General features: G+C 35.8%; 14 protein-coding genes and 4 pseudogenes. 12 read left to right on the top strand and 6 right to left on the bottom strand.

Translation table 11 applies throughout. The annotated features are described in order from the left end of the window. Together cysS and NOX90_RS04105 are read right to left on the bottom strand one after the other, a co-directional pair. A pseudogene (gene cysS, locus NOX90_RS04110) lies at positions 1 to 1,375 on the bottom strand (cysteine--tRNA ligase). Then, complete coding sequence (locus tag NOX90_RS04105) at positions 1,368 to 2,009, bottom strand: exopolysaccharide biosynthesis protein (protein ID WP_375603648.1); 642 nt, start codon at positions 2,007 to 2,009, stop codon at positions 1,368 to 1,370. The pseudogene cysS and the gene NOX90_RS04105 overlap by 8 nt, the downstream one beginning before the upstream one ends. 250 nt (positions 2,010 to 2,259) lie before the next feature. Here NOX90_RS04105 and NOX90_RS04100 point away from each other — a divergent pair, with 250 nt between their 5' ends. The 3 genes and pseudogenes from NOX90_RS04100 to NOX90_RS04090 all read left to right on the top strand — a co-directional run bounded on the left by NOX90_RS04100 (position 2,260) and on the right by NOX90_RS04090 (position 4,555). Continuing rightward, positions 2,260 to 2,415: a hypothetical protein gene (locus NOX90_RS04100; protein WP_375603647.1), complete on the top strand. Its 156-nt coding sequence runs from the start codon at positions 2,260 to 2,262 to the stop codon at positions 2,413 to 2,415. Between the two features lie 498 nt (positions 2,416 to 2,913). Next, positions 2,914 to 3,600, top strand: a pseudogene (locus tag NOX90_RS04095) (terminase gpA endonuclease subunit); the annotation flags it as partial. 556 nt (positions 3,601 to 4,156) lie between these two features. After that, complete coding sequence (locus NOX90_RS04090; protein WP_375603646.1) at positions 4,157 to 4,555, top strand: hypothetical protein; 399 nt, start codon at positions 4,157 to 4,159, stop codon at positions 4,553 to 4,555. Positions 4,556 to 4,709: 154 nt separating this feature from the next. Here the strand turns inward: NOX90_RS04090 and NOX90_RS04085 are convergent. Then, positions 4,710 to 4,886 (bottom strand): annotated as a pseudogene (locus tag NOX90_RS04085) (IS256 family transposase); the annotation flags it as partial. Positions 4,887 to 4,915: 29 nt separating this feature from the next. Then, positions 4,916 to 6,227, bottom strand: a pseudogene (locus tag NOX90_RS04080) (IS4 family transposase). 246 nt (positions 6,228 to 6,473) lie between these two features. Here NOX90_RS04080 and NOX90_RS04075 point away from each other — a divergent pair. From NOX90_RS04075 to NOX90_RS04040, 8 genes are all read left to right on the top strand, one after another. Further along, entirely contained in the window at positions 6,474 to 6,902 is a 429-nt protein-coding gene (locus NOX90_RS04075; protein ID WP_375603645.1) for a hypothetical protein, read from the top strand. Next, positions 6,887 to 8,209, top strand: coding sequence for a group II intron reverse transcriptase/maturase (gene ltrA, locus NOX90_RS04070; protein WP_375603644.1), 1,323 nt, complete (start codon positions 6,887 to 6,889; stop codon positions 8,207 to 8,209). Before NOX90_RS04075 ends, ltrA begins: the two co-directional genes overlap by 16 nt. 87 nt (positions 8,210 to 8,296) lie before the next feature. Continuing rightward, a complete protein-coding gene (locus NOX90_RS04065) occupies positions 8,297 to 9,496 on the top strand; it encodes a hypothetical protein (protein WP_375603643.1) in 1,200 nt (399 codons plus the stop codon). 68 nt (positions 9,497 to 9,564) lie between these two features. Next, positions 9,565 to 10,527, top strand: a complete 963-nt coding sequence (locus NOX90_RS04060; protein ID WP_375603642.1) for a helix-turn-helix domain-containing protein — start codon at positions 9,565 to 9,567, stop codon at positions 10,525 to 10,527. Between the two features lie 60 nt (positions 10,528 to 10,587). Further along, positions 10,588 to 10,953: a transposase gene (locus NOX90_RS04055; protein ID WP_375603639.1), complete on the top strand. Its 366-nt coding sequence runs from the start codon at positions 10,588 to 10,590 to the stop codon at positions 10,951 to 10,953. Further along, positions 10,896 to 11,093: a transposase gene (locus NOX90_RS04050; RefSeq protein WP_375604568.1), complete on the top strand. Its 198-nt coding sequence runs from the start codon at positions 10,896 to 10,898 to the stop codon at positions 11,091 to 11,093. The genes NOX90_RS04055 and NOX90_RS04050 overlap by 58 nt, the downstream gene beginning before the upstream one ends. Continuing rightward, positions 10,999 to 11,355, top strand: a complete 357-nt coding sequence (locus NOX90_RS04045; RefSeq protein WP_375603641.1) for a transposase — start codon at positions 10,999 to 11,001, stop codon at positions 11,353 to 11,355. The genes NOX90_RS04050 and NOX90_RS04045 overlap by 95 nt, the downstream gene beginning before the upstream one ends. 2 nt (positions 11,356 to 11,357) lie before the next feature. Continuing rightward, entirely contained in the window at positions 11,358 to 11,795 is a 438-nt protein-coding gene (locus tag NOX90_RS04040; protein WP_375603640.1) for an AAA family ATPase, read from the top strand. 11 nt (positions 11,796 to 11,806) lie between these two features. Here the strand turns inward: NOX90_RS04040 and NOX90_RS04035 are convergent, their stop codons facing one another. Next, positions 11,807 to 12,151: a transposase gene (locus NOX90_RS04035; protein ID WP_375604603.1), complete on the bottom strand. Its 345-nt coding sequence runs from the start codon at positions 12,149 to 12,151 to the stop codon at positions 11,807 to 11,809. A gap of 17 nt (positions 12,152 to 12,168) precedes the next feature. Further along, positions 12,169 to 12,534: a transposase gene (locus NOX90_RS04030; RefSeq protein WP_375603639.1), complete on the bottom strand. Its 366-nt coding sequence runs from the start codon at positions 12,532 to 12,534 to the stop codon at positions 12,169 to 12,171. A gap of 54 nt (positions 12,535 to 12,588) precedes the next feature. On the opposite strand from NOX90_RS04030, the gene NOX90_RS04025 reads away from it, so the two are divergent. Next, positions 12,589 to 13,302 (top strand): hypothetical protein, encoded by a 714-nt coding sequence (locus NOX90_RS04025; RefSeq protein WP_375603638.1) that lies wholly within the window; start codon positions 12,589 to 12,591, stop codon positions 13,300 to 13,302. Positions 13,303 to 13,910: the final 608 nt, after the last annotated feature.

Here is a 13,910-nt window from a genome sequence, read left to right as displayed (position 1 = left end):
TTACCAGGTTGTTGTACCATCTTCATTGTCAGAAATTGTAATCCCCATTTGTTTCAACTGATCCCTTATTTTGTCTGCAGTATCGTAATTTTTATTTTTTTTTNNTGCAATTTTTCTTAAGTCTATCAACCTCTCTATTTCTTGATGACTCACACCAGCAGTAAACCACTCTTGATAACTTGACTCAAGAAGACCAATAAATCTGGCACTCTTAACAAAACTCTTAGTTAATTTAAGCTTTTCACTTTCATTACTCATTTTGTTGATTTTTGCAGCCATTTCATGTAATATAGCTAGGGCTTCAGGAATGTTTAAGTCGTTTTTTAAAGCGTCTATAAAATCTTTAGAAATCTCTGCGTTACTTTCATATATTTATTGTATCTAAACCACGTGATAACCGATAAAATTTATTTAAGGTTTCCTGTGCATCAGAAATAACGTTTTCGGTCCAATCAAGTGGTTTTCTGTAGTGAGTTTTGAGCAGTGCATAGCGTATTACTTCACCCTTTATTCCACTATCTAGCAAATCTCTTACTTTGACTATATTAAATAAGGACTTGCTCATTTTTTCTTCATTTACTGTAAGAAAGCCGTTATGTATCCAGTATTTTGCAAACATTGATCCAGCAAATGCAGACTTACTCTGTGCAATTTCATTTTCATGGTGAGGAAATTGTAAATCTATGCCGCCACCATGAATATCAAAATCTTTGCCAAGGTAAGCATATGACATTGCTGAGCATTCTATATGCCATCCAGGCCTGCCCTCTCCCCATGGGCTATCCCAATAACTTGAAAGTTTGTAGTCAATATCACTTGCAGGCTTCCACAGCACAAAATCTCCCGGGTGCTTTTTATTTTCATTAACTTCAACTCTGCTACCTGGAACCAATTCATCAGTTTTTTTNCCTGATAAAGCACCATATTCATGGTAAGATTCTATATTAAAATACACGTGTTTGTCAGATTCATAAGCGTGGCCTGATTGCAGCAAATGTTCAATTAATTTTATAATATAATCTACGTTTTCCGTTGCTTTTGGTTCGTATGTTGGTTTTTTACAATTTATGCTTTCCATATCATCATGAAAAGCTTTAATGTAATATGTGGTTATACTTTCTATGTTGCTATTTTTCTCACTTGCTGCATTAATTATCTTATCATCAATGTCGGTTATGTTACGCACGTAGGTAACTTTGCCATAACAAAACTTAAGTAGCTGAAATAACACATCATACACAACAACAGACCGTGCATTGCCTATATGTGCTGTGTCATATACTGTTGGTCCGCAAACATACATTTTCACATGATCTTTATCAATTGGTGTAAAAAGTTCCTTTTTTTTTGTTAAGGTGTTGTAAAGCCTAACCATATACGAAGCTTTTGAGAAAAGAAAATGCCCCAATGATAAGTTGTGGCCCTTTGACTACTACAACAAGAGTAAGCAATAGCCCACACAATGATATTAAAACTCCCAATATGGATAGAAACCCATCTTTACTCATAATACCAAGTGAAATAAGAGTCGTACCAATTGCAGGAATAAAGTTGGTAAGAGGCAATGGAAGAGCTATCGATAATGCAGAAAGCAACATTACAAAAGCTAAAATCTTTTCACCGGGCCCATAGAAAATAAAAGATATTCTTGGTCTCATGAACTTTTCTATTTTTTTTAATGCTGGAGAAGTTTTCTCCACCACAAGAGCTAGTGTTGAACGCTGAAAAGATCTTCTTTCTAGCCAACTGGGCATCCAAGGAGAATCAAATCCAAATAAAAGCTGCAGCGAGAATAAGATTAAAGGTATAGAAAGAATAGTTGTATAACCAGGTGGAACCGGTATAGGCACCGATAGCGGCAAGGAGAAGATGATTATTAAAATACCAAAACCGCGCTCATGCAAAGCTGTTTTAATGTCAAACAAAGTTACTTTATCGCTATTATTGTTATTGGTATCTGCAACCTCTTTTAGAATATCAGAAGCTAATTTTTTATCTTTTTCTTGCACAATTATCCTTTAATCAAACTATTCTTTAAACTAACGTAATTATTGCTGTATTTCAATATACATTTATTATTAGACTTCTTTCAAAATTGACAAACAAGGGAAAAGAAGTATAAAATCACATATTTAAAGGTATGAGATATAAAGAAATAGAAAAGTTGGAAGGGGAGAAATTGATAGTCCTCAACAACTCATGATATAAATATATCTTGAGGAAAAAAAGCTAGTATAAGGTAAGAAATATTATACTAGAATGGAATGTATTAAGTGCAGCGGCAGGTGCGTTAAGAACGGTAAGTTGAAAAGCGGAAAACAACAATATAAATGCAAAGAATGTGGCAAGCAATTCGTGGAAAATGCAAAGAAAAAGTATATTACACAGGAAGAATGGAATTTAGTAGATAGTTGAAAGAATTTCTATAGCGGAAGAGTTACAGCAATCTCAGAAACCCATTTACAAAATTATGTAAATAAAAAATACAACAACGTAAAAAAAAATTGAGGAGCCATATAGAGTCAATACCAACAAACGTAAAATAGTAGTAGAATGCGACGAAATGTGGAGTTTTGTTGGTAAGAAGACAAAAAAAGTGTGGTTGGCAATGAACCAGACAGATAATTGGGTTACATGTTGAGGCAGTGAAGATGCAGCTAAACTATTTCAAAACAAGCATATAGCAAGAATGCTACTTTTATTTCTGATAAACTAGACTCTTATACTGCAAATTTTCCAGCAATACTTCAAGTTTATAAACACTCTGGTCTATATAGAGCGGTTTAATTGCACAATGTGGCAAAGGTTTAGTCAGAAAAACTTTGTCATTTTCCAAGAGTTTAAGCAACCATATAGGTGCCATTTGGAATTTCGTCCATCACTACAACCTCATCATGAGTTGTTGAGGACTACCGAAAGATTTTTTTAGTATCAACACCAACGATTCATGGAATAAGCAGAATTGAGAAGGAATTTGAAGCAACAGATAAGAGATATTTTTTTGTACCATGTCCGCATTGTAATTACTATTAAGTTCTAAAGTGGTCACAAATAAAATGGGAAAATAGTGACTCAAGAACAGCACATTATGTCTGCACTGAATGTAGCGGCAAAATAGAAAATCATCAGAAAACAGAGATGCTAGCCCGTGGAGAATGGAGAGCTACAGGTGAAGGGGCAAAAGAAGGGGCAAAAATAGGGTTTCATTTATCGAGTTTGTATAGTCCAGTTGGTTGGTATAGTTGGAAACAAGCAGTGGAATGCATAGCAAAGGAAAATGAGCAATTACTGAAAGTTTGCAACACTCGGAGAACCTGGGTAGATAAAGGAGAAGTACCAGACTGGAAGCAACTATTTGAGCGTCGAGAAAATTTTCCGATAGGCATGGTGCCAAAAAGTGGAAAAATAGTATTGACGGCAGGAGGGAAAAAGAAGGAGTAGAAGTAGAAGTAGAAGTAGAAGTAGAAGTAGAAGTAGAAGTAGAAGTAGAAGTAGAAGTAGAAGTAGAAGTAGAAGTAGAAGTAGAAGTAGAAGCATGGGCGAGAAAGTTGGTCAATAGACTACCAGGTATTTGAAGGTGATACAGGAAGTGGAGAAGTGCGATCCGAGGTCGCGATTTCGTGATGGTTAAATTCCATCGTGTGTCCAGAGAAGGAGAATATGTTCAGTAGGAGTGAAACCTACCAGGATAAAAGTCGGAGTCCTGTAACTAGGGTAGCAGTATTAAGGGAAACCAAGATGCTGGAGCCTACCGACAACATTATTGTAAGAATAATGGTGAATTACCAGGCTGTAGCGAAAGCGAACACACAGGTGACCTCGAAAGTAACGTGAACCAAAGGTCGAACCATCGGTGGAATGGTGAAGGCAACATGGACAGTTGAAACCCGAATGATACAACTGATCTACTTTGGCGGGGCGATAGTGATAGCATGGCGATAAGGGCATATTAAACAACTGGAGAAGCCCTCCTCATCCCAAGGAGAAATACCTTGGAGCGGTAGGTTCTATAACTGGACACAGGAAATGAACCGAAGATGAAAGGGTGGCGGATGGGTGCGTAGTAGTTAAGAAGTGAGGTAACGCTCATGGAGCAAAGGCACCCTACTAGTAGAAATCTTTTAACAAAGGGGAGGCAAAGGTAAAAATGATAAAAATGCCAACAAAATTACAAGACCTGAGAAGAAAGATATATACCAAAGCGAAGGCAGAACCGGAATGGCGATTCTGGGGAATCTACGTTCATGTCTGCAAAATGGAAACACTAGAAGAAGCATATAAGCTAACAAAGAAGAGTAATGGAGCACCAGGAGTTGATAAGGTGACATTCGAATCGATAGAAGCAGAAGGTTTAGAGAAGTATCTCCAACAAATAAGACACGAATTAATAACCAAGACCTATAGCTCAAATAGGAACCGGAGAAAGGAAATACCAAAAGCTGGAGGAAAACTCAGAGCGTTGAACATACCCTGCATTCGGGATAGAATAGTGCAAAGCGCACTAAAGCTAATAATTGAACCAATATTCGAATCTGACTTTCAGATATGGATATAGACCCAAGAGAAAAGCGCATGAAGCAGTAAACAGAGTAGCAAAAGCAGCAATCGAAGGCAATATAAAAGCCATTGATGTAGATCTGAAATCCTACTTTGATTATACATATTGATACTCCTAGGGAATGTTCAAAAAAGTGTGTCAAATCGCATTTTTAGTTCAACTCAATTTTCAATCTGCCGGGAAAGAAGATATCAAGTTGAGATATAGTTAAAGCCCAATTAGGTATAGCCATAGTCCAATTTTGCTCTGCCTTTTTTATAGCACAATATACCTGTTTGTACAAGGCATTTGTGCTGGTAAATGAACCCTTGGTTTTAGTGAATTTGCGGGAATGTTCAAAAAACCATACGCGTCAAGTTAAGAGATTGTGAGCAAATTTAGGGAAGTTAAGGTGGACACTCTAGTTCTCCTATACTTGTCTTTCAATGAAAATTGAGACCAAGTTTTGGTAAGCTTTTTAAGGAAAATTTTCAAGTTATTAATTTTATTATTTAGTGCCAAAAGTAACCCTCTAACCCGCCTTTTGAACTCAATAAATGCCTTTGTTAAGCTAAGTTCTGTATTTTTTTCCAGTTCTGTACAACTAACCATTCCATGGAATATAAGAATTGCACACAATTTAGCATATAATTCACATAGTACCCTGTATGGCTTTCCTTTTAGCTCATCAAGCTTTATATGGCTCTTATATAATTTAAATAATTTGCCACCTTACCCTGTAAATTGTTAATACTTGCTCAGCACTCATTTTTCTATCTGGAGCATTAGTTATGAATATTGACCAACTCAGTAACTTTTGGTTCTTTCTGGAAGATGTGTATCCATGTGATTTCGCTAATCTAGTAGCCTTCCTTCTTCTAGCCATAGACTGTTCTTCAGTTAGCTTTTGACATATAATTCTTACTCTAATCTTTGCCTCTTTTCCCAATAATACTTCACTTTCTAGAAACAATTTATCCTCTAAACATTCCAATAACTCTATTTTTTGACCTGTTTCTATATCATATATGTTGGTATCAACGACTTATAAAATAAGCCCCTATTTCATCAATTTGTTTGAAAGAACTTGGTACAAAATAACCTAGATCAGATATTATCAAATCATTGTTCGATATATTGCTTAAATGTTTTCTATATCCTTGATCTGACCTTATTCCCTCTGTTATGTTAAGTTGGTCTAACGTTTGATTTAGGTAATCAAAAACCAATTGCAACTTTATTCCAGATCTAGTATTACTTTCATAACCACTGTAACTAGTGCCATACCCTTTATACATGTTTTCCATACTGTTAGGCAGGCTAATATAGCTACATCCAATAACTTGACGCTTTTGAATTGCTGCAATATTCTGCAATCAACTTGCAAGGTATTGTTAAATAAAACCATAGATTCATTATACATTCTTTTCATAAACTCCACTGCTTCTTTAGTAAACCTAAAATCTAAACCCTGTTTCGTTATTACTACAGATTCTTCATTTAATAATTGGCACATTGCATCTATGCTGCAATTTTCAATTCCTATATTGCCAAAAATTATAGCTTTTATGAATGATGAACCGCTCAGTTTTCTCTTCCTTTTTATAAATCCTGTTTCAATTGATACCTCATCTGCCCTTTTATTAAAAAATTTGTTGAGGTTATTTGATAGGCAAGTTATCTTATTCATCATTGGTTCTCTCACTAAAAACATATTTGGGAGAACTTATACCTTATTATTCTGTCTTTTTTTTATACCTTCTTTCCTTAACTTGACGCGTATGGTTCAAAAAAGTGTGTCAAACCGAAAAAAAAGTAATAAATTGATATAAAAAAATGGAGGTTTGACATGAGTGCGCCAAGGGAAGCGTTTAGAAAACAGTTGGTGAAAATCCAACCTAGGCAAAGTCTAGCCAACAGCCTAGAACAGACCATTATGCTGCGTAAGGTAACGAGCGTAGTAAAGCTAATGGAATGGACAATACAGGGTGCAACGAAAGTAAAGGTATTGAGTTCCGAAATTGCCAACATTATAGAGGTCGACACTGTTCATGTGGTGGAAGACAGCATGAGGGGTAACGATAAGGCAAGTTATCACTCACTCTATCGGGATCCGAGGCCGTATCATGTATTGAGATGGAGCCTAAATGAACTTGGGAGATCCTTTGTATTCCTACTAAGGTATGCTGGAACAAGTCAACAAAGGCAAGGACCAACGAAAGATACAAAGGAAGTCGGACTGACTGATAGTACTCAGAGTGTGGGAAAGCCACATACAAGGGGAAGCGGTCAGCAATATAGCAACTGGAATGAGGATTGCAATACCGATACAACAGAGATTGGAGGAATATGCAAGGAAAACTAAACCAGATAGCGGTAAGAGCGAAGCAAGATAAGCGGGTAAAATTTACATCGCTGATACACCTTATCAATGAGGAGAATCTTGCAGAGTGTTATAAGGAACTAAAACGTAACAAAGCGTGTGGTGCAGACCAAGTGACAGTGGAGGCGTATGGAGAAAACCTAGAGGAGAAACTTAAAACGCTAGTGGATAGTATGAAGAGAAAGCAATACCGACCGCAACCAGTGAAAAGGGTATACATACCCAAAACTGGAAGCAAGGAAAAGAGCGGTCTCGGAATACCATCAACAGAAGAAAAGTTGGTACAGATAATGTTAAAGAAGATATTGGAAAATATTTATGAAGCAAACTTTCTGGACAATTCGTATGGTTTTCGCCCTGGTAGAAGCTGTCATCAAGCAGTCAAAGCACTAGATAAAGCAGTGATGCACAAACCAATTAACTACGTTGTAGAAGTGGATATCAAGAAGTTCTATGATAATATGCAACATAAATGGCTGATGAGATGCGTAAGGGAACGAATATCTGACCCAAATTTATTGTGGCTAGTAAAGCAATTTCTTAAGGCTGGAGTCATCGAAGCTGGACATTATGAAGCAACCACACAAGGAGCACCTCAGGGAGGAATAGTAAGCCCTGTATTGGCAAATATATATTTACACTATGTACTAGATCTATGGTTTGAAAAGGAAGTAAAACAAGAATCTAAGGGGTATATGGAGCTAGTCAGGTACGCAGATGACCTTCTGGTGTGCTGTGAAAGTGAGGAAGACGCTAAAGAATTTCTAGAATCATTGAAACAAAGATTAGCCAAGTTTGGTTTGGAAATATCTGAAAATAAAACAAAAATAGTAAAGTTTGGTAAGAAAGAATGGTATCAAGCAGAAAGAGAGAAACGAAAGACGGAAAGCTTTAATTTTCTGGGATTTACACATTATTGTGGGAAAAGTCGAAATGGCAGACTTATGATGAAGCAGAAAACTTCAAAAATAAGCCTAGCCAGAAAGATTAAAGAAATCAAAGAGTGGTTGAAAGCGGTTCGGAATCTTATTCGTCTCAAAGACTGGTGGCAAATACTCAAAGCCAAACTAAGAGGACACTATAACTACTTCGGGATTAGCGGAAATTATCGATGGCTCAATAAGTTTAATTGGGCAGTAAAGAAGCTAACGTTTAAGTGGATAAACCGACGTAGCCAGAAAAAGAGCATGAATTGGGAACAATTTATGCATTATACACAAGTCAATCCACCACCAAAACCAAAAATATGTTTTTCCTTATATACACAGGAGGTATGTCGTGAACGCTAATATTGTGGAGCCGTGTGCGGGAAAGCTGCATGCACGGTTCTTGTGGGGGAGTTATAGAAGCAAAACTCAATCAAGGGGGATAGGACTATGACTTCTACCGAACGTAATAAGATAATTGTACCTTTTGATGACAAAAAAGGAGGTGTTTACGAGTTAAACGTTGATCTTGATAAATTATCAAAAGGTGAGATGTTAAATGCTATTGTAGGAATTGGTCGTACTAGCCAGCAGCCTACTTTTGTAAGCAAAATTAATAAGGCTAAAAAGCCTCAAGAAATAGGACCTTTCCCTGGTAGAGAAGTTCGCGAAAACAAAATCAACTATGGGAAAGGACTTGACTACATATATGGCACAAAACCTTTAAATGATCAAGCAGAAGATTTAAATCCATTTACTTCAGCTTTGCAAAAAATAAAGCCAAGTGCAAGCGAAAGCGAAAAGTTGAGCTGGTTTAAGAGTGCTGTGGTAGAGGCAAAAAACGTAAATGAATTGCACAAAACTATAGACCAAGTACTAGCCTCAGGAGCAAGAATAAATGCATGTGATGACGGGGAATGGAGTTTTGCAGAGTATGTAGTATTAGGTACACATTTTCATAAATTTGATAAGGCTGATCGTAAAAAGCTAATACGTAAATTAATGCTAAGCGGTGCAGAGTTTCATGATACTTTATTGGAGAATAAATTGATAGGTGAAATCTATAATGAGCTACAACCAGAAGTTCAGCCTCATATAGACAAGAAGCTTGAGGATTTGAGAAAAATTGGTGAAAGCGCTATTCAAGAAGGGGAATTGATAGATGTGGAAGCAGATAATACAACATCATATATAGAATTTTCTGATGATAGCAAGGTAGAGGTAGCCAAAATACTGGAAGCAAACAGAGGTTTAATTTTAAGAATGGGCAATAATGCAGTAGAGGTTAAAAGCGAGAAAGGAGATATAAGAAACTATACTGATATGTCAGATGGAAGCTCGATTATATTGGAATTTCCTACAAGCATTGGTAAGCTAAATGTTATATTGTACCACGATGTAAAAAAATATGATCAAGTACAAGTCAGAGTAGAAAACAAGGAAATGTGGGCTGAGTTACAAAAAAGAGGCGAAGAAATTGGAAAAAATTGCCTCTTTGGGGGAGTGANNAAGCTTAAGGAAGTGGTAGAAAGAGGTAATTTCACTAGATGTGGCATATTGAGTGAAAAGCAGAAGGAAGTAAGTGAAAAATTGTTTTCGTGGGCAGACAAAGTACGTGAAAATAGTAAAGAAACTTGTAGGGCACTTTAATTTTAAAGGTTCCAGAGTCTGGCTATTATATCTGGAGCCTTTGAGCTATAGTATAAAATATTATATGTATGGTTCTTTTTGTGGAANAAAGTCTAGATTATAAAGTGGGAGAAAAATTAAAAAGTTGGAGGTTGGAGCGAGGGTATACTCAGAAAGATTTAGCTGAGAAAATTGGTGTAAAATACTGGGTGATATTTCAATATGAGAAAGGGAATCGTAGAGTTCCAATTGAAAGGTTATATGCTATAGCTGAGGCACTGTCAATCAGTATTACGGATCTTATTCCTATATCAAAAGNNAAAAGCTGTCTTGAAGATGAGGGAGAAGGAGAAATACTGAACCTAATAAGAGAATATAAAAAGATTAATGATCAGGAGTTACGTAGAATGTTTTGTTTGTTAACCCAATTTGTCCAAGTTAGTGAGAAAAGTAGTAAAAAATCGGAAAAAATAAAAATTGCAAAGGGTTTGGTTAAAGCAGGAGTTTCTGTTGACATTGTTGCAAAAGCAATTGGCCTCTCTGCTGATGAGTATATTGAAGAAAAAACAGGTTCTATATACTGCCAAATAGGAAAAAAGATAAAAGAATGGAGACTAGTGCGGGAATATACTCAGAAGGATTTAGCAGAGAAAATGGGTACAACCCGTCACGAAATAAGCAACTATGAGCAAGGAAGGACTGCTGTTCCACTTGATAAATTATATGAAATGGCAGAGGCGTTATCGATTAATATTACGGATCTCTTAANNCTAATAGAGGAAGGGAGTAAAGTGAAAAATGAGCTACCTGATTTGATTAAAGAATACAAAGAAATTGAGAGCCAAGAACTACGGTATGCACTAATAAAGTCTTTGTTTGAAGAGATACGGATTTGTGAGGAGAAAGTAAGAGAGGTAGAAAGGATTAAAGTTGGAAGGGATTTAGTAAAAGGGGGAATTCCTATTGATATTATTTTGCAAATAATAGGTTTATCTGCTGATCAAATTGTGAAATTGTTTTTTAAATTGAGATATATATGTTTGTTTCTGTAAGAGCATGTCTTCAAACTAAGTAGAAAGGAGTTAAGAAGTGTGTTATAAGATATATTTTAAATGTACCCAAGCGATATAAGTGACAAAGAATGGAAGATGATAGAGCAATATTTTGAACCTAAAAAGACCGGCAGACCAAGAAAACACAGTATCAGAACGATTATCGATGCAATAAGGTATGTGATGAGAACAGGCTGTCAATGGAGACAACTACCTAAGAATTTTCCACCATGGAAAACCGTGTATAGTTGTAATTCGCGTTTAAAAAAAAGTGGAATATGGCAAGAAATTCATGATTTTCTAGTTAAAAAACTAAGAAAGATAATTGGTAAGAATGAAACTCCATCAGTAGGAATAATTGACAGTCAATCAGTAAAAACCACTCAAAAAGGGGATCCAGAGGATATGATGCTGGCAAGAAAGTAAAGGGTAGAAAACGCCACATCGTTGTAGATACTCTAGGTCTTGTAATTGCTGCTGAAGTACACAGTGCAAGCATTCAAGATCGTGATGGTGCAACTAAATCTTTTTGTTCAAGCCAAATGCAAAGCTCCAACATTACGTAAGTTTTTTGCTGATCAAGGATATACAGGTAAATTGCAAAACCGCTGTTTATTGGAAACTGGATGTTTGTTGACGATTACCAAGAAAGTAGTTGATACAGGATTTCAGGTTATTCCTAAACGTTGGATTGTTGAGAGAACCTTTGCTTGGCTCTCCAATTTTAGACGTATGAGTAAGGATTATGAGCATTCTCCTCTCACTTCAAAAAATAACATCTTTTTTAATATGATCACTATTATGCTTCACAAATTAGCTCATTCTTGAGTTTGAAGACATGCTCTAAGGTAGGAAAAAGTGACTTTCTTATTTCTTGGCTCTTCCATATGGCATCTGGAGTTTCATTCCTTGATATGGTGCCTAAGAGACCTTTAAGAATCTTCTATCTTCAGACTGAAATTGGTTACCATTATATGCGTGAACGGGTACAACAACTAAAACTTAGTGAGGAATTGATAGAGTTTGCTGCAGATAATTTGATAATTACGCCACAAGTAAAGATGCTTTTAAACGACGATAGTATGGATGAGGTTGTTGCTGAAATAGAAAGGTCATTTGGTTCAAACACAGTTGATGTTATTGCTATTGATCCACTGCGTAATATTTTTGATGCTGGTGATAATGGTAGTGAAAATGACAATAATGCAATGCTCTTTTTCTTAGAGCATGTCTTCAAACTCAAGAATGAGCTAATTTGTGAAGCATAATAGTGATCATATTAAAAAAAGATGTTATTTTTTGAAGTGAGAGGAGAATGCTCATAATCCTTACTCATACGTCTAAAATTGGAGAGCCAAGCAAAGGTTCTCTCAACAATCCAACGTTTAGGAATAACCTGAAATCCTGTATCAACTACTTTCTTGGTAATCGTCAACAAACATCCAGTTTCCAATAAACAGCGGTTTTGCAATTTACCTGTATATCCTTGATCAGCAAAAAACTTACGTAATGTTGGAGCTTTGCATTTGGCTTGAACAAAAAGATTTAGTGCACCATCACGATCTTGAATGCTTGCACTGTGTACTTCAGCAGCAATTACAAGACCTAGAGTATCTACAACGATGTGGCGTTTTCTACCCTTTACTTTCTTGCCAGCATCATATCCTCTGGATCCCCTTTTTGAGTGGTTTTTACTGATTGACTGTCAATTATTCCTACTGATGGAGTTTCATTCTTACCAATTATCTTTCTTAGTTTTTTAACTAGAAAATCATGAATTTCTTGCCATATTCCACTTTTTTTTAAACGCGAATTACAACTATACACGGTTTTCCATGGTGGAAAATTCTTAGGTAGTTGTCTCCATTGACAGCCTGTTCTCATCACATACCTTATTGCATCGATAATCGTTCTGATACTGTGTTTTCTTGGTCTGCCGGTCTTTTTAGGTTCAAAATATTGCTCTATCATCTTCCATTCTTTGTCACTTATATCGCTTGGGTACATTTAAAATATATCTTATAACACACTTCTTAACTCCTTTCTACTTAGTTTGAAGACATGCTCTTACAAGAGAGAGTTGAAAAGCTAAGGACATTAGTCAATCCAGATGCAGGAGTTATTCTAGTGCATCACACGAAAAAGATACAAAAGAAATCATTAGAAGAAGATCCATTTCAGAGTTTTAGCGGTGCTGGTTCGTTAAGAAGCTTTTATACTACGGGAATGATAATGTTTAAGCCAGATGAACGGCAAAGTAGTCGTCAACTGATGTTTGAATTACGTAATGGTCACGCTATTCCATCAAAATGTGTTGATAAAATCGATAACTGCTGGCACATACTTGATTATGAGTCACAGAGACTGATACATAAAGATTATGGACAAAAATTAGATGCAGAGCGTTCTCGTAGATATGATATTATACTGCAATTAATTTACGACGAGGCGAGAAATAGAGGGAAAGTATATACAATCAATACATTCTGTGAGGTATTTGAAAATAAAGCAGGTCTTGGTAGTAAAAACTCCATTCGTGAACGCATAGATGTTCTTGCTGCAAAAGGTTACATTAAGTTTAACAGGAATGATAAAAATGCTGAAAGAAGTAAATATGGAATACTTTGTGTTGAGGATATGGAAAAGAAAGTTACAAACCAACTAAATAAGGATATTACAGTGTATGAGAAGATTTTACCAACCGATTACAAATCGCCAGAATATGGCAGTATTATGCCAGTTGAAGATTCAAACACTTGGCTTTACTATAATTAGATCTCTTCTACATCAGCTACAATTATTTCAGACTCCAGAACTCTTCAGTCTTGGCAGAATCTGATGCAGTTTATGAGATCTGGTACTTTCTGGTAGTAAAAAAATGCTAGATTTTCAATGGTTTAAGGGTTGACAGATTTCTGAGCTGTAATCTGGTTTAGGTGGCAAAAAGCTTAGGAGTATTGCGGGGTTTTGACCAGTCTCCAGTTTCCAAAATTTCCTATTATTATATAATAATAATATAGTAGTATGACTTTAAAACATACTACTCTGTTCGTTTATTAACCAGTCTACAATAATAAGCTATGGAAAGCTCTCTTTCAAAGTTATCTGATAAAAGAAATGAAAGACAATGCTCAAAAAAAACAAATGACCCGTAATTGCGTTTTAAAGCGATTCTACAACTTCAGGGTACAATTATACTACTAAGACCTAAGTTGCTCATGTAGGGTAGCTTAAAACTCGATTACAAGGCATTTCTAAATTATTTCTTGCTTTAAAGTTTTACTTGTTATAAAAAGACCCTCATTATACCCTATCACGCTTTTTATTCGTTGTAAAATATTTTTTCAAAAAAAGTGAACAGTTTTTGTAATTTAAGTGAATAT

This window comes from Wolbachia endosymbiont of Anurida maritima (genome assembly GCF_042182995.1).
Taxonomy (GTDB): Bacteria; Pseudomonadota; Alphaproteobacteria; order Rickettsiales; family Anaplasmataceae; genus Wolbachia.
This window is presented reverse-complemented; position numbering and strand designations above follow the sequence as displayed.